General features: G+C 50.6%; 14 protein-coding genes. 1 reads left to right on the forward strand and 13 read right to left on the reverse strand.

Translation table 11 applies throughout. The features are described from left to right. Positions 1–22 precede the first annotated feature (22 nt). The 9 genes from B9D94_RS24045 to B9D94_RS24085 form a co-directional block, all read right to left on the reverse strand. On the reverse strand, positions 23–1,645 hold the full coding sequence (locus tag B9D94_RS24045; protein ID WP_148248149.1) for a response regulator transcription factor: 1,623 nt from the start codon (positions 1,643–1,645) through the stop codon (positions 23–25). Then, the gene (locus B9D94_RS24050; protein ID WP_148248150.1) at positions 1,638–3,449 is read right to left on the reverse strand and encodes a sensor histidine kinase; all 1,812 of its coding nucleotides are present in this window, start codon (positions 3,447–3,449) and stop codon (positions 1,638–1,640) included. The genes B9D94_RS24045 and B9D94_RS24050 overlap by 8 nt, the downstream gene beginning before the upstream one ends. 102 nt (positions 3,450–3,551) lie before the next feature. Next, the gene (locus tag B9D94_RS24055) at positions 3,552–4,931 is read right to left on the reverse strand and encodes an ABC transporter substrate-binding protein (protein WP_148248151.1); all 1,380 of its coding nucleotides are present in this window, start codon (positions 4,929–4,931) and stop codon (positions 3,552–3,554) included. Positions 4,932–4,997: 66 nt separating this feature from the next. Further along, positions 4,998–5,837: a carbohydrate ABC transporter permease gene (locus B9D94_RS24060; RefSeq protein WP_006208304.1), complete on the reverse strand. Its 840-nt coding sequence runs from the start codon at positions 5,835–5,837 to the stop codon at positions 4,998–5,000. Positions 5,838–5,851: 14 nt separating this feature from the next. Then, positions 5,852–6,799, reverse strand: coding sequence for a carbohydrate ABC transporter permease (locus B9D94_RS24065; RefSeq protein WP_006208303.1), 948 nt, complete (start codon positions 6,797–6,799; stop codon positions 5,852–5,854). Positions 6,800–6,945: 146 nt separating this feature from the next. Continuing rightward, the gene (locus B9D94_RS24070) at positions 6,946–7,560 is read right to left on the reverse strand and encodes an alpha/beta hydrolase (protein WP_036640861.1); all 615 of its coding nucleotides are present in this window, start codon (positions 7,558–7,560) and stop codon (positions 6,946–6,948) included. A gap of 385 nt (positions 7,561–7,945) precedes the next feature. After that, positions 7,946–8,653 carry a PIG-L deacetylase family protein gene (locus B9D94_RS24075; protein ID WP_148248152.1) on the reverse strand — a complete coding sequence of 236 codons (708 nt, stop codon included), beginning with the start codon at positions 8,651–8,653 and terminating at the stop codon, positions 7,946–7,948. Positions 8,654–8,692: 39 nt separating this feature from the next. Beyond that, the gene (locus tag B9D94_RS24080) at positions 8,693–9,649 is read right to left on the reverse strand and encodes a GNAT family N-acetyltransferase (protein WP_148248153.1); all 957 of its coding nucleotides are present in this window, start codon (positions 9,647–9,649) and stop codon (positions 8,693–8,695) included. A gap of 173 nt (positions 9,650–9,822) precedes the next feature. After that, positions 9,823–10,962: a serine hydrolase domain-containing protein gene (locus tag B9D94_RS24085; protein ID WP_148248154.1), complete on the reverse strand. Its 1,140-nt coding sequence runs from the start codon at positions 10,960–10,962 to the stop codon at positions 9,823–9,825. Positions 10,963–11,441: 479 nt separating this feature from the next. On the opposite strand from B9D94_RS24085, the gene B9D94_RS24090 reads away from it, so the two are divergent. Next, entirely contained in the window at positions 11,442–13,583 is a 2,142-nt protein-coding gene (locus B9D94_RS24090) for an alpha-amylase family glycosyl hydrolase (protein ID WP_148248155.1), read from the forward strand. A 417-nt stretch (positions 13,584–14,000) separates the two neighbouring features. On the opposite strand, the gene B9D94_RS24095 is transcribed toward B9D94_RS24090, so the two are convergent. The 4 genes from B9D94_RS24095 to B9D94_RS24110 form a co-directional block, all read right to left on the reverse strand. Continuing rightward, entirely contained in the window at positions 14,001–16,037 is a 2,037-nt protein-coding gene (locus tag B9D94_RS24095; RefSeq protein WP_063478599.1) for a methyl-accepting chemotaxis protein, read from the reverse strand. Between the two features lie 117 nt (positions 16,038–16,154). Beyond that, a complete protein-coding gene (locus B9D94_RS24100) occupies positions 16,155–16,997 on the reverse strand; it encodes a sugar ABC transporter permease (RefSeq protein ID WP_006208296.1) in 843 nt (280 codons plus the stop codon). Beyond that, complete coding sequence (locus tag B9D94_RS24105; protein ID WP_006208295.1) at positions 16,997–18,310, reverse strand: sugar ABC transporter permease; 1,314 nt, start codon at positions 18,308–18,310, stop codon at positions 16,997–16,999. The genes B9D94_RS24100 and B9D94_RS24105 overlap by 1 nt, the downstream gene beginning before the upstream one ends. Before the next feature lie 97 nt (positions 18,311–18,407). Then, on the reverse strand, positions 18,408–19,718 hold the full coding sequence (locus tag B9D94_RS24110; protein ID WP_006208294.1) for a sugar ABC transporter substrate-binding protein: 1,311 nt from the start codon (positions 19,716–19,718) through the stop codon (positions 18,408–18,410). Positions 19,719–20,204: the final 486 nt, after the last annotated feature.

The raw sequence follows: 20,204 nt of genomic DNA on the forward strand, positions 1-20,204 counted from the left end.
AATCTGATTACTATCTAAACCATCAACCACTCCGGTACTCTATGGGCGTTACGCCCGCATACGCCTTAAATATTTTGCTGAAATAACTTACATTGTCATAGGCCAGGCTTTCGCAGATCTCCCCAACCGTGCGGTCCGTCTGTCTCAGCTGATCCTTGGCGCGCTCCATCTTCATCCGGGTTACGTATTCGATAAAGGTAATGCCGGTTTCTTTCTTGAACAAACGACTGAAATAACTCGGGTTCAGATGCAGGCTGCCCGCTACCTCATCCAGCGTGATCCTCCGGTCCAGCCGGAGGGACACATATTTGCAGGCATCCGCTACCTCTGATCTTCGGCTGCCTCCAAATCCTCCGCCCAGTGCCTGTGCCGTGGATTCCAAATGCGCGTATAACCACGACCGCAGCTCGTTCAAGGAATCCATGTCCATAATCTCCTTATGCAGCGCATCTGCCGTATAAGCGGGGGAAAGCGATTGCAGAAGATGAAGCCGCAGCTTCATATCCAGCAGGAGCTTCAAGACCCAGTCCTTCACCAGTTCCGGCGCAAACCGGTTTTCTTGAATCCAGGCAATCCATCGATCCGCCGTATCGCGGACTGCATCGAACGCATCCTTGCTAAGCAGCGATTCCCGCAGCTCCGAGCTGGCCTGTTCATAATGGACGAAGGGATCGGATGCTCGGCCAAGTCCCGGCTTTTCCCGGCTTCCCAGAGATCTGGATACCTCCCCCGGTTCCAGATAAAATCGCTGATGCTCGCAAGCCAGCAGTTCGTTCAGCCCAAGCTTTAGCCCCTCCGGACTTGCGCATCCACTGCCAACCAGAAACGACATTCGAATTCGAAGCACGCTCGTAAGTGTGGCCCGGACTCCTTGAAGGCATGCGGCGACTTCATCATATATGTTGTTTTTCAATCCGGGAGCATAGGAGAACAAGAGCAATGAAGTCTTTGCATCATATCCGACATGCACCGCATCCGGATTCAGGTCGTCCAGCACCTCGCGCAGCACGTTGGAGAGTGCAAAATGCAGCGTCTGGTTGGAGGCGAAGCGATGCTTGATATCCCGTGCGTCCTCCAGGTATCCGATAACGGGAAGACAATGATGGCCAGGCCGCAGCACGCCGTACTCCGACAGCTCATGCTGCCATTTTTCCGGAGACAGCAGGGGCTGGTGGATGAAATTTTTAAAACTCTGCTCCTTGCGCAGCTCCCGGGATTCGTCCACAAGATGAATCATGCGAGACCGCTCCCAGCCCTTCTGGACCTCCTCGTCCATCGCCTGCTTGAATCTTCTCAGCAGCTGTGCCAGCTCCTCGGGGTCCAGCGTGTCCTTAAGCAGATAATCCTGCACGTTCAGGCGCATGGCCTGCTGGGCATATTGGAACTCATTATGACAAGAGAGAATGGCAATTCGGACATCGGCCTTGACCTCTTTTATGCGTGCAGACAGCTCAAGTCCGTTCATCTTGGGCATACCGATATCGGTGATCAGAATGTCCGGGGGTTGAGTCCTGGCATGCTCCCAGGCACTCATTCCATTCTCATAACTTCCCATCAGGTTCAGACCCAGCTCATTCCATGATATCGTCTCGGATAATAACTCGATGACCGGATAATCATCGTCTACCAGCATCACGTTATACATCGGCATTCCCTCTTTCCGGTATATGCATTTCGATCACCGTTCCCTGACCCGGCTCACTGTAAACATGGCACTGAAAAGCCTCGCCAAACACCATTCTCATCCGCTCCATCACATTTTGCAGACCTATCCGGGAGAAACTCCCGCTGCCTGCTTCATCTTGTATCGAGGCGTTTGCTGCTCCTTGTCTTATTTTCCGGATGATGGACTCCCTTGTCGCGACCTCCATGCCGATCCCGTTATCCTTCACCTTCAATATAATATGCCTGCCTTCCATAACCGCTGTTATGGCAATCGTTCCCGCATGCTGATTAAACCCATGGATCAGCGCATTCTCCACAATCGGCTGCAGGAAGAGGCGCGGTACCTTAAACAGGAACGCTTCTGCGGCAATATCCAATTCCAGCCGGACGTCCTCCTTCTGCCTGAGATTCATCAGGGCCACGTAATGCGAGATCAGATCGATCTCCTCGTGAAGATAAATTTCATCCTCTTCCCGGCTGATTGTCATGCGCAGCAACATCGATAAGGAGCCGATCATCTTGGCGCTGTCCGGGTCTCCCCGCTTCATAACCTTCATCCGGATGGAGTTCAGGACGTTGAACAGGAAATGGGGGTGAATCTGGGCCTGGAGCATCCTCAGCTCCGCCTTTCTTTTGCGGGTCTGGTTATCCGATATTTCGGCAATCATCAGCTTGAACCGGTCCAGCATGTCATCGAATAGATGCCCCAAACGGCCGATCTCATCATTGCCTTCGATGTTCGACCGCACCTCCAAATTGCCGCGCTGCACACTCGTCACTACCTTGCCGAGCCGAACAAGCGGCTTCGTAAAGGTCCGGACCAGTGCAATCAGCAGCAGCAAGAAGACCAGGAAAGAGCCCATCTGAAACAGAAACACCCTGCTGAAAATGGCATTGATGTTCACGATTGCCGATTTGTACGGCTGCATCATTACAAGCCGCCATCCGGCAGATGGAATGTCCTGCTGCACCATCAAATATTTCTCTCCGTCCATCGTAACGATGGAGTATGGCTCAGCCGTTCCGGTCTCGCTCAGGTAGGCAAATGGGGTGCCGATGCTGTCCGGATGAGTGCTCGACACAATGTTCCCCTGCCCATCAATCATCAGCACATCGCTGCCTTCGGACAGAGAGTTAAAGATCCTGCTGATTTGATCCTCGGTAAAAGTCACGATGACATAACCGTAAACCTCCGAATCCAGAAGCCGAAGGGTGCGCACCACGGACACCTGATTCGGATGATCGATCCGATCGGAACGGAACACCGTGGGCTCCGGCCCTGTCCACAGCGACTCCAGTCCCCGCAGCTGCTCGACCTGCCTGAACCAGGACTGCCGCCTGTAATCCAGCGGATTGTAATCGCTTACGGAATAATTCATATAATAAGCTCCGTTTGTCAGCAGTACGGTAACATAACTGTGCTCGCCCACCACCGTCAAGCTGTCCAGAAGCTCCAGCACGCGATGCGATTCAACGAATCGGCGGTACGGGTCTTCTTCCTCATTGCCGGAAGCCACCTGCTTGAAATAGGAATTCAAGGTAGAATTCACCTGGATGTAGTTGGCGATATTGAGCTTGCTCAGGAGCAGGTTCGTGACGGACCCGCGAACCAGCTGCAGCGCATCATTGGCATTGGATACTGCCTGCTGCCGCAGAGCTTCCTTCGTTAAGGAATTGTACAGAATCAAGCTGACAATTGCCGGAACGATAATGCACATGACGGACGCCAGAATCAGCTTATGACGAATGGAGCTGGGCACATATCTTTTGAGCCGTTCAAGCATATCCTTCACCTCAGCCCGGAGTGTTCCTTACCTATACGCTTCGAGATACGATGGCAAAAAAGGGACGAAGGCTCGCCCCTTTTTTTCGTTTATTATACCAGATCATTTTTTGTTGGAATCGATAATTTTGTTCACACGCTCCTGGGTGCTCTTAAGGGTCTGATCTATATCCTGATTGCCGAGGATCAGCTTCTCATACTCCTCATTCACCGCCTCGTACACTTCGGCCTGATAGGAGGAAGGCGGAACGATGGCCGAGGCTTTCGAGATAACAAGTGTGTCGACAAGCGATTTTTTATCTACCTTTTCTGGACTTTTGGTGCCTGCCAGGATGGTGTCGATGATTCCCTCCACCTGCTCGCTCTTCACCTGCTGCCAGGCAGGAATGTTCTTGCCCTGTACGATCTGACCTTCCGTTGTGTACCAGCGGACAAACTTGTAAGCCTCTTCCTTGTGCTTCGATTTGGCAGCAACGGCCACATAGTCCGTAGAGACTGATGTCAGTCCGATCGGGTCACTCTCTTTGTTTTTGGGATACGGGGCGACAGCCACTTGGAAATCCAGCGGCACCTTGTCGGTTCCGCCGATCTCGGTATTCATCCAGCTTCCAATCGTGATCATGCTTGCCGACTGGTTAAAGAACTGTGTCCGGTAATTCAGCTTCTGAGAGATAATGTCGGTATAGGGAACAGAAGACTGATCCTCCTTCTCCATCTTCACTCTCAGCTCCAGCGTCTCCCGAAATGTAGGGTTATCCAGATTGGAAGACCCATCCGTCTTCAGGAAGTCGGCATCCTGCGGCTGGTTAGCCATCTTCAGCTTCAGGAATTCCATCCAGCCACCCCCTTGCGGGCCGTGAAAATATGTGCCATAGCGCTTGCTTGCCCCTTCGCCCTGAGTCAGCTGCTTCGCATAGTCCGCATAGTCGTCCCAGGTCCAATCCGTCGGAACGGGAAGGCCCGCCTCCTCCAGGTGGTCCTTATTCAGCAGCACATACCAGGGGTTGAATTTTCCGGGAAGCGCATACACTTTTCCATCCAGATGGGTATCCACTTTATAGTCAGTCTCCACGGTGTAGCCGTCCTTGGCGATGTATTCGTCCAGCGGTTCGGCCATGCCAAGCGCAACCCGCTGGGCATACCCTGCCGGATCGCTGAACATGAGAATATCCATTTGCGCCGAGGACGCGGCTTCAAGGTCCATCTTCTTCATCGCTTCCTGGCTGTCTCCCTTCTCGCTTAGCTGAACCAGCTCAATGGTCACACCGGGTGTTGCATCCTCGTAAGCTTGAATCGTTTTGCTCCAATTGTAGGCTTCCTCCGTACCGTGCGTATACAGCCTCAGATTGACCGTCCCTCCACCCTCGGCGGCGCCTTCTCCTGCCGTACCGCTCGGTTCCTTCGTGCCTCCGCCGCAGCCGGACAGCAGACTGAATGCCATCGTCCCTGCAAGTATCCCTGCCCACCATTTCTTGTTCATCATCGTTATCGAGCCCTCCCCAATCATATCATTCTAATAGAAGCGCGATTCTCCGGGATGTCCTTGTGCCTATCCCTTGACCCCGCCCAGTGCAATTCCTTCGATGACACTCTTCTGACCTATGATAAAAACAATCAGCAGCGGGAATATGGCCGACACGGCCGCCGCCATAATCAGCGAATAAAACTCACCGCTTAAAGACGTAAATTTCTGCATCGCCAGCGGAATCGTAAACAGCCGATCCGTTCGAAGAAAGATGAGCGGATTCTGATAGTCATTCCATGTCCAGATAAAACGCAGAATCGCATAGGTAGCCACAGCGGGCTTTACCAGCGGCAGCGCAATGGACCAGAATATCCGCGGATGGCTCGCACCGTCGATTTTGGCGGATTCGATGAATTCCTGGTGCACCCCCATGAAGAATTGCCGCAGCATAAACGTCCCCAGCACGCTGAAACTCCCAAGCATAATGAGGCCGAGATGATTATCAAACAGCCCAATGTTGCGGTACAGGATAAACTGCGGGATCAGAATGGCCTGACCCGGGATCATGTAGGTCACAAGCACAATGATGAACAGCCAATTCCCGGCGGCAAACTGGATTTTGGAGAACCCATAGGCTGCCAGCGCGGATACCATTGCCGAGATGAGGGTTGTGAGCATGCTAACCTTGATCGAGTTCCAATAGTAGAGATAGAAGGGATAATCACCGAACCATACCTCCCTGTAATTCTGGATCGCGTTCCATTCCCGCGGAATCCATTGAATCGGATACACGAACACATCTCTTTCCACCTTAAAGGATGTGACCAGCATCCATATGAACGGAAGGAGGAACAGCATACTCACAACGAACATCACGATGGTTACGAAGAGCTTGCGCCAGTCAACGCCAGCTTGTGTCTGCATATAACGCCCTCCTCCTAGTAGTTGACCCACTTCTTCTGAGCTGCCCACTGCCCCAGTGTAATCAGCATGACGAACCCGAACAGTACCGCGGCAATGGATGATGCATAACCTACCTTCAGGTTAACAAACGCCGTATCGTACAAATACCAGACCATCATCGTCGTAGAGCCGATCGGTCCGCCTTGTGTCATGACGGCGATGATGTCGAACACCTTGAATGTAGAGATAACCCCCGTAACCAGCAGAAAAAAAGACGTCGGTGACAGCAAGGGAAGCGTAATGCGCCTGAACTTGGTCCAGCCGTTCGCTCCATCGATATCCGCTGCTTCGTACAGATCCTTCGGTATAGACTGCAGTCCGGCAATATAGATGATCAGATTGAAGCCGATGGATATCCAAATCGATATCAGCATAATGGAGATCAGGGCAAAATTCGGATCTGCAATCCATTTGGGCGGATTGGAAATCCCGATTGTCCGGAGGATTTCGTTAATAGGCCCGTAGGACGGCTGGAACAGTACCTGCCATACGACAGCAACCGCAACGATGTTGGATATGTAGGGCATGAAGTAGGCTACTTTAAAGTATCCCTTCATATAAACAAACCGGTCGATCAATATAGCCAGCAGCATCGATATCATCATGTAGATCGGAACCGTCAGAAGAAAAATCAGGTTGTTCCGCACGGACTTGAGAAAGATGTCGTCCTCCAGCAAATGTCGGAAATTCTGAAACCCGACCCACTGGATTCCGTCCCAGCCCTGCACAAAGTTCCAATCGGCGAATCCCAGCACGAGCGTAGCCAATATCGGAAACAGCACCAAAATGATGACGCCAAACAGCATCGGGCTTACAAATAAAATCCCCCATAGATTCTCCCCCCGCCGCAAGGAGCCCCGGGGCTTGGGCCTGCCGGTCATCTGCCGACCAGGCTTCTTCACTGTCTCCATCGTCTGTGACATGTCTGACCACCTCGTTTATCTTGGATGGCTTAAGTATAAAAAAAATACCGTCAAGTCGTTGACGGTATTTTGATCATATTCACTTTCATTTTTACCTTCTATAGGTAAGAAATGTTTAGCACTTGCACATCATGGCATCCAAGGTATTACTGGAACTTCTCCTTAAACCAGGAAGCTGCCATGCCAACCTCTGCACGGCTGAGCTGATGCCCTCCATTCTCCCAGTGCAGCTTGACATCCGCGCCAGCCTCGCTCAGGAGTGCATTCAGATCCTCGCTCTCCTGCGGAGTGCACATCGGATCGCGCCGGCCAGCAGCGATGAAGACCGGAACGCCAGTCAGATCAGGCAGGGCCTTATCCCGCAGCGGAACCATCGGATGGTGGAGTACAGCTCCTTGCAGCGCATCTCCTTCGTGAAACAGCAGGCTCGCGGCGATATTGGCCCCGTTCGAATAACCAACCGCTACGATACGGCTGCGGTCAAAACCGTACTCGGCTGCTGCCCAGTTTAAGAACTCATTCAGATCCTGCGTACGCTTCACCAGATCCTCTACATCAAACACGCCTTCAGCCAGACGTCGGAAGAACCGGGGCATGCCGTTCTCCAGCACGTTCCCGCGGACGCCGAGCACATTCGAAGCTGGCGAGATCATCTCGGCCAGCGGCAGCAAATCCTCCTCATTGCCTCCGGTGCCGTGCAGCAGTAGCAAGGTCGGTGCCTCGGAAGATGTTCCCTGGCGATAAATATGTGTATGTTCCATATGGATTCCGTCTCCTTTTCGTTAATTTAAATAATCTAATCAGAAAACAGTCTGCAATTCCATCAAAGTCTGCCCTGATATCCAGCTTATATATCTTTAATTTAAGATTCTTCAAATACATCATACCATGGAATTCAAAAAATGCAACATCGGTTCTTCTGCATCCCGCCCGGTTTCTACGCGCATGAAAAGAGAGGAAGCCTCCAATATGGAAGTCTTCCTCTCTCATGTATATTCTCTATATGATTCCGTACGTGTTCCCCCGTAACATCACTCATTATATCAAAAGATGTTTATAATGTCAGTGTATGTTTTGGGATTTCTCACAATTTTTTTGCGATTTCATTAGGTATTATTCCAGATGACTGGATGTGAAACCATATATTTAGAAAAACTGTAATCGTTTGGTCATTGTGCCTCTCGGAACCGCAAAAGCCTGTGCCCGCTTGAAGTTCATCGGCGCTCCCCGTACAATCGTGAGTGCCTTATAATATTCGATGAACGGGAAGCCGTAGGTTTCCCCGCGTGCGTAAGCATATACATTCATGGCTCTTACCCAAGTTTCATAGGCTTCTTCCGGAATATCGATAAATACCTCGGGATGAAAATCATACGGATCCTCCCAATTGTCCGCATAGTATAAATGCTGGGCATAATGGGATGGAAGCTCGCGCTCAATGGTCTTCAGCCCCGCATAGAATCGCGCATCCTCCACGATATAGTGTGTATTGGCATGATCCTTATGAATGCTCTCCTTCCAGTGGGTAATTATAATGTCCGGCTTCACTTCCCGTATGACATCGGCTACCTGATACTTCACTTCCTCGTCCAGCGGAAGCTCCGCATCCTTATAAGCAAGAAATCGGACATCCGCGCCAACAATTTCGGCGAATTGATGAGCTTCGTCAATCTTCTGCTTCGCGTAATCCTCCGGCGTCATCCGAGGATGCCCCTTCTCCCCCGGCGTTAAATGAAGAAACGTTGCTCGGTGCCCGGCCTGCGTGTATTTTGCTATGACCGCTCCTGCCGTAAGATCCATATCCCCCGCATGTCCGCCAATCGCCAAAATGTGATGCTGCTTTGCTTCCGTCAATTTGATCTCTCCTTTGTAGAAAAAGTCGTAGAATCTATTTTATTGAAGCGGCTTGCTCATAATATCGAACCGGCGCGTCACGTGAAACCCGGCTTTTCGGTATAAATGTCCTGCGGGGCTTTGCTCGCCCGTCCAGAGGAACCACGCACCATGCAGCCCCTGAGCCCGCATAAGGGCGAGACAGTCATACAGCAGAATTTTTCCCAAGCCCTTCCCTTGCATCGACGGGTCCACTCCAAACGGGCCGAATCGTTCAGCAACGCCCTCGTATCCGCCATGCAGGCAAAATCCAACCAGCTTCCCCTGCTCGTCCGCAATCAAGATCTGATCTGTTCTTAATTGCTGCAGCAATCCCTCACGAATCGCCCGGCCCCAATCAGGGTTAAACACGTCCGTTGCAAAATCAATCAGCTCCACCAGATCGCCGTCCTGAGCCAGCTGAAAGGTAAAGCCCTCCTGCTCGCGCTGCTGCTTCAGCTCCGCAACTTCAAGCGGCATATGGAAATCAACCAGGGAGCGATCCATTGCAACCGCCGTGTAATTCCGGGTAAAACCGCTGGCTTGCAGCCATCCAAGGCCCTCAGGATACCGCTCGCCATCGATACCCGGGACCATATAATTCGGGGCGTAAGAGGAGAAAAAAACTGTACGGCGTCCATGGCATCGAAGGAAATCCTCACCTTCCTGAAGCAGCCGCGCCCCAACGCCCTGTCTTCGCATCGACGGATCGGTATAAAAGAAGGTAATCCAGCCCCGATCCGGCTCCAGCTCGGTTCCGATCATCGGGAGTCTCCGGCGCACCGCATACAGGACGCCTACAATCCGATGTTCCAGCTCGGCAACCCGCAGGCCCTGCGGATCAAAGTTCGGGTCCAGCAGCACCAAGTTTCGAAAGCGAAGACGGGTGATGGGATCTCCCGGCACACAGGCATTCCATAAGGTTGTGATGCCTTCTTCATCTCCAGGCCGATAAGACCTGTAGGTTAGGGTCGTCATAGCGTGTTCCCTCCTCAATTTCTCGTTATAGGTCCCGTTCCGGTTAACGTGAAGCGAAACGGGACCGGATAATCCAATCTTTTGTTCGCGGAATTTGGATATATATTCCCCTGGCTAATCAAACTTTGGCAGCTGTCCATAAGGTGTCATTATTATCCTTCATTTACCGCTGATTACTTAGCCACGGCTCCTGTCAAGGCATTGTGGACCTGGGCACGCAGCTGAGCCACGCTTGTGCTCCTCCCTCCGTATACACGGTTGGTGAGCAGAACGACCGCGAGATCAAACTCGGGATCGATCCACAGGCTGGTACCGGTAAATCCGGTATGTCCATAACATCCAGGACTCATCCAATCCCCGGAAGCATCCATCTTATCCCCTTTCAGAACCCAGCCCAAACCGCGGTTCGATCCTTGAATATGCCCTGTATGGGTACGTACAGCGGTACCAGCCGCAGCTTGAGATAAAATCCGTGATACATGGCCTGTCACCTCCGTATGCGGGGCTGCCGGGATTGTCCCCTGTCCAAGCCACATGCGGGCGTACAACAGCAGATCGCCTGCGGTCGCAAACATTCCGGCATGGCCGCATATGCCACCCAAGGCCCGGGCCTTCTCATCATGTACGATTCCGCATAGATGACCTTGTAGGGTCTCATCATATTCCGTTGCAGCATAGCGTTCGGTCTGTTCCGGATCAGGCGTCAATGTCGCATGACGCATATTCAGCGGATCGAAAACCCGCTGTTTTGCCGCCTGATCTAGTGGCATACCCAGCACCTTCTCAATGATGCGGCCCAGGGTGAGATATCCCAGATCACTGTAAATCACTTCAATATTCGGTTTGGCAGCGAGCGGCGATGCAAGAACAGCATCCCACATCTGCTCTCTGCTCCAGCCCTGGGCATGCAGGTTCATATCGGCCTGAAGCCCGGAAGTATGTGTCAGCAGCTGCCCTACCGTAATCCCTTCTTTACCGGTCGAACCGAATGAAGGCAGAATATCACTCACTTTTGTGGTCAAGGTCAGAACGCCATCATCGATCAGTTGCAGAATTAACGGGAGTGTGACTACCACCTTGGTCAAGGATGCGCAATCATATAACGTCTCCTCACGGGTAGATACAGGCTGACCCTGAATCCGCTTCGGATTGGCATAACCTGCTGCGTAGTACCAGTCCCTGTCTTGGTGGAGAACGCCGAGCACCGCGCCGGGTGTCGTACTTGCAGCAATCTCACGCTCTACGGCAGCGCATGCCGCTCTCAATCCTCTAATGCCCAATCTTAGCTTCGCTGCGCCAGCTTCCACATTCATCACCGAGTCCTCCCCTCCATTACGACAAAATCCATTGAACAACCAGCTATAATCAAAACAACCGAACGAAAGATATCCAACTCTAAAATCTATACTAATGACATACAAACAGAAGCGGAGAAGCCTTTATAAATGTAAACGTTTCCTAAATCTTATTATAGAGCCTGTAAAATTTTGTTTCAATATTAAATATAAATTATAAAATTTAATTTCATGGTGGATCATTAAATATTTCCATTGAATTGGATATTAAATATTGACACTTGAATCCGCTTTCAATTACAATAATTTTGAAATCAAACACTCGCATAATTTAAGGGCCATGCATTCCGTAACCGCACACCGGTATGGAACAACCCCGGTTTCTCTTCAGGAGATGCCGGGGTTTTTTGTTGCCCGATTTTGTTGGAGGTGATGCTGAAGCAGCCAGTTAGCAAGATGAACCAAGATTTCATTCTCAATTACATAGGAGGTATACAATGAAGAAGTTTTACAAACTGACCACCGCGTTAGCCCTTAGCTTATCCCTTACCTTGAGCCTGTTTGGCCCAGCATACGCGGCCCCGGATACCTCGGTATCCAACAAGCAGAATTTCAGTACGGATGTCATCTATCAGATTTTTACTGACCGTTTCTCCGACGGCAATGCTTCCAACAACCCGACCGGGTCTGCCTTTGACGGTACTTGCACCAACCTTAGACTGTACTGCGGCGGTGACTGGCAAGGAATCATCAACAAGATCAACGACGGCTATCTTACCGGAATGGGCGTTACCGCCATCTGGATCTCCCAGCCGGTTGAGAATATCTACAGCGTCATCAATTATTCCGGTGTTAACAACACCGCTTATCACGGCTATTGGGCCCGAGATTTCAAGAAGACCAACCCGGCTTACGGCACGATTGCCGATTTCCAGAATCTTATCGCTGCCGCTCATGCCAAGAACATTAAAGTCATCATTGACTTTGCTCCTAACCATACATCTCCCGCCTCCTCTGACCAGCCTTCATTCGCAGAAAACGGCAAGCTGTACAACAATGGCACCCTGCTCGGGGGATACACAGGCGATACGCAAAATCTGTTCCACCATAACGGAGGCACCGATTTTTCCACGACAGAGAACGGGATTTACAAAAACCTGTATGACCTTGCTGACCTGAACCATAACAACAGCACGGTGGACACCTATCTGAAGGACGCCGTCAAAATGTGGCTCGATCTTGGCATTGACGGCATTCGGATGGACGCCGTGAAGCACATGCCGTTTGGCTGGCAGAAGAGTTTCATGGCCACCGTCAACAACTACAAGCCGGTCTTCACCTTCGGGGAATGGTTCCTGGGCGTGAATGAAGTAAGCGCCGAAAACCACAAATTCGCTAACGAATCCGGCATGAGCCTGCTTGATTTCCGATTCGCCCAGAAGGTTCGTCAGGTATTCAGAGACAACACGGACAATATGTACGGTCTGAAGTCCATGCTGGAGGGTTCAGCGACCGATCATGCCCAAGTGGAGGATCAGGTAACGTTCATCGACAACCATGACATGGAGCGTTTCCACGACAGCAATGCCAACCGACGGAAGCTGGAGCAAGCCCTGGCCTTCACACTCACTTCCCGTGGCGTGCCAGCCATCTATTACGGAACTGAACAATATATGGCCGGCGGGAACGATCCCAACAACCGGGCACGGATCCCTTCTTTCTCCACAACGACTACAGCTTACCAAGTGATTCAAAAGCTTGCGCCTCTGCGTAAATCAAACCCGGCTATCGCTTACGGAACGACGCAGGAGCGTTGGATCAACAACGATGTGCTGATCTATGAACGCAAATTCGGCAACAGCGTAGCTGTCATCGCTGTGAACCGTAACGTGAACACGCCAGCCTCGATTACAGGATTGGCCACCTCGCTTCCTGCCGGGAACTACGCGGATGTATTGGGCGGACTCCTGAACGGTAATTCACTTACCGTCAGCTCCGGCGGGGCTGCTTCCAACTTCACGCTGGCAGCAGGCGGCACGGCAGTATGGCAGTACACTACAGCGACTACCGCTCCAACCATAGGACATGTAGGACCGATGATGGCAAAACCGGGCGCAACCGTCACCATTGACGGCCGCGGCTTCGGCGCAAGCAAGGGTACCGTGTACTTCGGAACGACAGCCGTTACAGGCGCCAACATTACAGCTTGGGAAGATACGCAGATCAAAGTGAAAATCCCAGCGGTTGCCGGTGGCGTATATAACATCAAAATCGCAAACAGCGGTGGCGCTTCAAGTAATGTGTATGACAACTTCGAAGTACTGACCGGAGATCAGGTCAGCGTCCGCTTTGTGATCAACAATGCAACAACCGCTCTCGGGCAGAACGTGTACCTCTCAGGCAGCGTAAGCGAGCTCGGCAACTGGGACCCAGCCAAGGCCATCGGCCCGCTGTACAACCAGGTCATCTACCAGTACCCAACCTGGTATTATGACGTCAGCGTGCCTGCCGGCAAAACCATTGAATTCAAATTCTTGAAGAAACAAGGCTCAACGGTAACATGGGAGGGCGGAAGCAATCACAGCTTCACCGCTCCAGCCAGCGGCACGGCAACGGTCAACGTGAACTGGCAGCCGTAAGCCCCTAATGGGCTAGGCTATTTTCGCAGACTCCATATCAAGCCCACCGGCTCCGGGATTATTCCCGGAGCCGGTCTTCGTGCAGCTAACGACGCGCACCGCGGACAACAAAAACGAGCCGATGAGGGTGTTTCCCTTCATCGGCTCGATATTATTTTACCCTCTATATCCACACCCCGAGAGTAAATTGCTTTTATTGCAATGAGGGTGCAGCGAAATGCATACACAGAGGCGAGGCTTCGACGGAGCAGGCGGAATCATGCTGGAGAAACGAAGTGGTCCCCTTTATCCCCGGAATTCATCATTAGATATGATTTCAATAGAATTCCGGGGATAACAGGGATCGGAAGCATGATCCGTATGCGAAGTGCTGCACGGCCTTCACATTATGCAATGCACATGGTTAACCAAAGCTATTTACGTCCTGAACTTCACCAATGACTGCCGCAAGCTCTCCGACAGCTCCTCCAATCGCGAGGACAGAACAACCAGCTTCTCGCTTACCTTGAACTGCTCGGATGACATCGAAGCGACCTCCTCTGTGGCGGCACTGGTCTCTTGTACGATCGAGCTTGCCTCCGAGATGGAGTCGGTCAAGGTGAGCTGGGATTCGATCAGGCCCTCTATGGCATGAGTCGATTCGCTAATCTCGGTTAAGAGGGTATCCATCTCGTGCCGCACATTATCGAATACCCCCTGCGCTTCCTGTACCGAATGCAGCTGTTCGTCAAAGAGCGGCGATGCCGACGTTAACGCGTCGACGGAGCCCTGCACTTCGGTCCGTATATCCAGGATCATGGCGCCCACCGTCTGGATCGATTCCTTGGAACGGTCCGCCAAGCTTCTCACCTCATTAGCTACGACCATGAAGCCGCTGCCTGCTGCCCCGGCCCGGGCTGCTTCAATGGTAGCGTTAATGGACAACACGTTGGTCTGGTGCGTAATCTCCGACATCAGTTCCAATATTCTGTGAATCGACGAGGTATTATCCTTCAGCTTCTCCGCATTCTGAACGATTGCCCGGTTCACCTGATTGATCCGCGTGGATTTCTCTACCAGACTGTCCATATGCAGTGCACCTTCTCCCGTCACCCGAAGTACGCGATCCGCTGCGGCCTCGATCACTTGATTGGAATCTGAAACCTTGCTCATCTGGACCCCGATGTTCTCGGCCAGCTGATTCTCCCGTTCGGCTTCCATGGCGAGACTTCCGCTGCCCTGCGCAATCTGCTCCATCGCTGCCGCAATTTCGCCAGCTGTGAGTGAGGTTCCTCTTGACGCTTCTGCCAGTTCCTCCGCGGTAGCCAGCACTTCCTTCGCGGAAGCATTCGTCTGGTCAACCAGGGCTGAGATTTGCCCCATCATCTGGTTGAAGCTGTGGCCGAGGCGGCCAATCTCATCCACACGCTGAAAATCTGTCCGAACCCTCAGATTTCCCTGCTCCCCCTCTTCCATCAAACTGCACATCTGATTCAGTGGACGGCCGATAGTGCGCATCATATAGTATCCGATCAGCACTGCAACCAGAATCGCAGCTGCAATGACAACAAGCGTTACGGTCAGCAGCTTATCTGTAGCTTTCACGAAATCACTGACAGGAGCAAAGCCAACCATGTACCAAGGAGCCGTCTTCAGAGGCGTATACACGACCATCTGCTCATTCGCAGTATAATAGGTCCCTCCTTCTGCAGCACCTTCAGGAACCGTAATGGTGGACGGCTGCATTAGTTGCGCCGGATCCATATCGTGTACGATTCGGTTATCTGCGGCAACAATTCGCATTTGCCCGTTATGCCCTATTTTTAAATTAGCCAACACCTCTCCCACGGCCTGATCCTTAATATCCATCAGGAGGATGTACTGCGCATTTGGATTTTTGAGGTTTTTCAGCAATCTCCCCATTGTCATGGTGGGGCTTTTCTCATTCTCCATAAATCCTTTGGTTTCCGTAGGGAACCATACCGGCTCGCCATCAGCTTGAATGATCTGGTCGATTTTGGACTTGATGCTGTCCGCAGAAGACAATCCCAACAAACCTGTAGAATTATAGGAGCCTTGTGCACTTAGACTGGGTGCCACCAGGCGCATGCCCTGCATACGACCATCCGAAGAGGCCGTCCCGTTAAGTTTCTCACGGATACGGTTCTCAGCCTCTGTTTTCTCCCGAATACCGATGTCTGAAGAACTGACCGTAACCAGATCCTCACGAAGCACCGTATCCAGCGCCCATTGACGGGAAGTGGCTTCGTACTGGGACAGCAGGAAATCCAGCTTGTCCGCCGCCTGCATCATCTGACCCGATGTCGCTTCAGACACCTGATCCATAACTGTATCCTTGGATATGAAATACGATAACAACCCCAAGGCCGAAGATAACAGCACAATTGTTGCAAAAAAGATAACAAACAGCTTCATTCCGACTGCCCTAAATTGAAAGCGCCTTGCCATGTTCATATGTATGTACCCCCTGCGTAGCATTCATAAAATACGAAAAGACACAGCAAGCGGTTACCGGCTGTGTCTCTTCGCTGTTCTGTCTATCTTTAGGTCTGATGATGAGTCCGTTGCATGCTACCCTTTGCTTGCACCTGCCGTCATACCGTCCACCAGCAAACGCTGCAGGAAGATAAACAGAATGGTGATCGGCAGCGCGATAAGCACTGAGGCTGCTGCGAACAGAGTAAAGTTACTGTCCTGGGTGGAGTTGACGAGATCCCACAGACCAACGGCAAGCGTCCAGTTTTCTTTAGTCCGGAGCACAAGTCTGGCAAAGATAAAGTCTACCCACGGTCCAACAAACATCGTCAAGCCCATATACGTAATCATTGGCTTCGACAACGGCAGAATGATTCTGCGGAAAATCTGGAAGTTGGTTGCTCCGTCGATTTTCGCCGCTTCATCCAAGCTTCGCGGTATCGTATCCAGGAAGCCCTTCATGATCAGCGTTCCGCCCAGAGGCGCCCCTGCGGCATACACAATAATCATAGCTGCATGTGTATTCAGCAGATCCAGAGAGTTCAGCAAAATGTACAGTGCGATCATACTCATGAAGCCGGGGAACATCCCCAGCACAAGAATGGTCGATAGTGCATTTTGCCGACCCTTAAACCGGAAGCGGGATACGGCATAACTTGTAAGCAATACAAGAATGGTCCCGATAATCATGGAGAATACCGCTATTTTCAATGTGTTCATATACCATGTACCAAACAGGAAGCTTTGGGATGTGAACAACTCTTTATAGTGACTAAGTGTAAATGATTCTGGAATCAGAGTCTTGCTGTACAATGACTTTCCGGGACGGAAAGAAGCCAGAACAATCCAGAGCGCCGGGTAAATACAGCCGATCGCGATGATAACAAGTGTAATATAACTTGCCGTCAGGCGAATCGCATTTCTCGTTTTAATTCCCATTATTGGATCATATCCTCCTCTTTAAATGATCTGGTTCGGCGATAATTGTAAATCGAGAAGGACGCAATAATCATGAAGATGATAATACCGATTGCCGATGCCATACTGTATCTCTGCTGATCCAAAGTCAGCTTGTAGAGCCAGGTAACCAGCAGGTCCGTAGCTCCCGCGTACTGATAATCTCCCACAACCGGGTTACCGTTCGTCAGGAGGAAGATCAGGTTGAAGTTGTTAATATTACCGGCGAATTGCGTAATCAGAACCGGTGCGGTTGAGAACATGATCATCGGCAGGGTGATGATTTTAAACTTCTGGAACCCGGTTGCCCCATCCACGTCCGCGGCTTCGTAGAGATCCTTCGGAATCGTAGTCAGGACACTCATGACCAGGAGCATGGATACAGGTATACCTACCCACATGTTTACGATAATAACGGTGAATTTTGCCCAGATCGGATCTGTCAGCCAAGGCAGGCCTTCCAAACCGAAATATCTTAAGTATTGGTTGATCGGTCCGAACTGCCCGTTAAACATATTACGCATAACGAGCAATGAAATCAGCTGCGGAATTGCATATGGAATGATCAGAATAACGCGCCATACGCCTTTGAAGCGAATTCCTTTTTGCTGAATAAGCAGTGCAACGAGCACCCCGCCAAAATACGTGGTTACCGTTGCAAGCACCGCCCAAATGATCGTCCAGGTCAGGACGCCGAAAAAGGTATGGCTCCACGATTTCAATGCAATCAGATTCGTAAAGGTTTGGAAACCAACCCAGTCTACCAGATTTGCCGGTGGCAGGTTGTTCGGAGCAGAATAGTTCGTGAACGCCAGCAAGACCATGAAGATAATCGGCATGACAGTAAAGAATAAAATACCGATGGCAGGCAAGGTCAGGAATGATTGGGCGAATTTCCACTCAAAAATATAATAAAGGGTCTGTCTGAAATTGTTGGGTTTCACACCCTTTTCCCTTTGTTTTCCAGCATTATATGCGTTTCTGATATTGGCATAGTAACCAAGCAGAAAAATCGCAAACAAAATCAAAGTGATAAGACCTTCAATCAACAGGTTGATGGAATGATCTCCGGCAACCATCTGGGTTAAGCCGTTCACCTTCTCTAAATGACTTCCCTGTTCCCCTAACGATATCATTCCCCAGATAGCATCACCCAGGTTGTTTATGAAGTAGTACAGACTGAATACACCTACGATAAGTAAAAGAACGCCTTTGATCCATTGCCGGTTGTAAAGCTGACCCAGACCCATACAGATGGCTGATAATATGGCCGCTGTCATACGATGTTGACGCATGCTCCCTCCATTCTCCTCTCCATATAATCGAGGAATCACCCGCCGGTTGTTCGGCGGGTGAACTTCTTCATCTTTCTCGTATTATATAAGAACGCTATTACTTAGCAGCTCCACCACTGTTAAGATCTTTAACTTGACTCACAGCTTTATCCAGTGTTTCTTTAACGTCTTTGTTGTTATCCCAAATCTCAGCCAGTGCAGCGCCTACAGGAGACCATACGTTAGCCATTTCAGGAACGGATGGCATCGGCTGGGAAGATTTGAACTGCTCCGTGAATGCCGATACATACTCGTCATTCTTGATTTGATCGTCTTCTTGAGCTTCATTGTTTGTTGGAACCGATCCAACCAATGCACTCAGCTGCAATTGAGCTTCCTTGGAAGTTGCAAAGTCAGCGAACAGACGAGCCGCTTGCGGATATTTCGAGAATGAGCTTACGTACCATGCTTTGATACCGGAGAACGATACGGCAGGCTGTCCGCCAATCGTTGGGATTGGAGCAACGCCGAGTTTGTCGCCAAGCGCTTCTTTGTATCCGCCAAGTTCCCAAGGTCCGTTGATGTCCATAGCCAGGTCGCCGGCTGTGAACAATCCGCGTTTGATATCCGGTGTAATGTCGCCAGATTTAACGGGAAGAATTTCTTTCAGGCTAGCGTATACTTCCATACTCTTAACCGCGCCGTCATTGTTAAGACCGATATCGTTGACATCTGCACCGCCGTTACCGAAGATGTATCCGCCGTTGGAAGCAAGGAACGGATATGCAAAGTACAGGTTGCCCGTTTCGAACATAAATCCGTATTTGTTCTTGGATTTGTCGGTGAACGTTTTGCTGAATTCGATAACTTCTTCCATCGATGTTGGAACTTCTTTTACCAAGTCCTTGTTGTAGTACATCAGGTAAGTTTCAGCAGCGCGCGGGTATCCGTACAGAACGCCGTCATAGCTTACACCTTGGATGGCAGCTTCCGTGTTGCTGCTCTTTGTTTTTTCTTCGTAAAAGTCATTTGGCAGAACCAGGTTTGTAGCTACTGCTTTACCCAGGTTATCGTGAGGGAACAATACTACGTCAGCGCCCAATCCGGATGGACCGTCTTGTGCAAGCTTGGTTACTTGATCGGTTGGAGACAATTCTTCGATGGTCACTTCAACGCCGTATTTCTCGGTAAATTCTTTAGCCACCGCGTCCGTGTAGGCTCTTTCGTCCCGGCTTTCCCATACGATCAATTTAGCGCCTTCTTCTGGCTTAAGTTCCTGTGCTTCTGTATTTTCAGCCGGCGTTTCCTGTGCTGGTGGATTCTCAGCAGGTGCCTCTGTAGCAGGAGCAGCTGTGTTTCCTCCACATGCTGTAATGGAGAACGCCAACGTGAAGGTTGCAGCTAGCGTGAGTAACTTCTTCATCTTCATTCCATGATTACCCCTCTCAAATAAATGATCAGAAAATGTTGGAAATCTGCGCAAACGATTTCAGAAAATTTTCAGTGTCTCTTTTTTTATGTAGCATCTGGCGAGATACTTTGGAAAAATCCCGTTGAGAAAGCGCTTCATTCACTGAAAACATCATACAACATTTAATATCGAATGTAAAAACGTTTGCACAGATCATTTTTCCTCGAAATAGGCATTTAATCCTATATTATCTTCCATTATCGCTGTGTTTCGTAAGTTATCATAAAAATAGTTGTGCATTCGCTGTGCAATCCTGTAGTTATGCTCGCTAATTAAGACAAGAATTCACAATAATTGATGATCAATTGAACAAACGTTTGCACACTAATACGATAGGCGTTAATGAGGCTCCACATACATCTATTGCTTGCGAAAAAGACCGTTCCTCCAGCATTTATGCTCTCACAGTACGGAACGGAAGGAGCGCCGATCGTGATCTAAAAA

It is taken from the genome of Paenibacillus sp. Cedars (assembly GCF_003184205.1).
Lineage (GTDB): Bacteria > Bacillota > Bacilli > Paenibacillales > Paenibacillaceae > Paenibacillus_AQ > Paenibacillus_AQ glucanolyticus.

What these genes read in the sequence shown, in the direction of transcription:
- B9D94_RS24045 (WP_148248149.1), bottom strand. Translation starts at nt 1,645, where the DNA reads ATGTATAACGTGATGCTGGTAGACGATGATTATCCGGTCATCGAGTTA.
- B9D94_RS24050 (WP_148248150.1), bottom strand. Translation starts at nt 3,449, where the DNA reads ATGCTTGAACGGCTCAAAAGATATGTGCCCAGCTCCATTCGTCATAAG.
- B9D94_RS24055 (WP_148248151.1), bottom strand. Translation starts at nt 4,931, where the DNA reads ATGATGAACAAGAAATGGTGGGCAGGGATACTTGCAGGGACGATGGCA.
- B9D94_RS24060 (WP_006208304.1), bottom strand. Translation starts at nt 5,837, where the DNA reads ATGCAGACACAAGCTGGCGTTGACTGGCGCAAGCTCTTCGTAACCATC.
- B9D94_RS24065 (WP_006208303.1), bottom strand. Translation starts at nt 6,799, where the DNA reads ATGTCACAGACGATGGAGACAGTGAAGAAGCCTGGTCGGCAGATGACC.
- B9D94_RS24070 (WP_036640861.1), bottom strand. Translation starts at nt 7,560, where the DNA reads ATGGAACATACACATATTTATCGCCAGGGAACATCTTCCGAGGCACCG.
- B9D94_RS24080 (WP_148248153.1), bottom strand. Translation starts at nt 9,649, where the DNA reads ATGACGACCCTAACCTACAGGTCTTATCGGCCTGGAGATGAAGAAGGC.
- B9D94_RS24085 (WP_148248154.1), bottom strand. Translation starts at nt 10,962, where the DNA reads ATGAATGTGGAAGCTGGCGCAGCGAAGCTAAGATTGGGCATTAGAGGA.
- B9D94_RS24090 (WP_148248155.1), top strand. Translation starts at nt 11,442, where the DNA reads ATGAAGAAGTTTTACAAACTGACCACCGCGTTAGCCCTTAGCTTATCC.
- B9D94_RS24095 (WP_063478599.1), bottom strand. Translation starts at nt 16,037, where the DNA reads ATGAACATGGCAAGGCGCTTTCAATTTAGGGCAGTCGGAATGAAGCTG.
- B9D94_RS24100 (WP_006208296.1), bottom strand. Translation starts at nt 16,997, where the DNA reads ATGGGAATTAAAACGAGAAATGCGATTCGCCTGACGGCAAGTTATATT.
- B9D94_RS24105 (WP_006208295.1), bottom strand. Translation starts at nt 18,310, where the DNA reads ATGCGTCAACATCGTATGACAGCGGCCATATTATCAGCCATCTGTATG.
- B9D94_RS24110 (WP_006208294.1), bottom strand. Translation starts at nt 19,718, where the DNA reads ATGAAGATGAAGAAGTTACTCACGCTAGCTGCAACCTTCACGTTGGCG.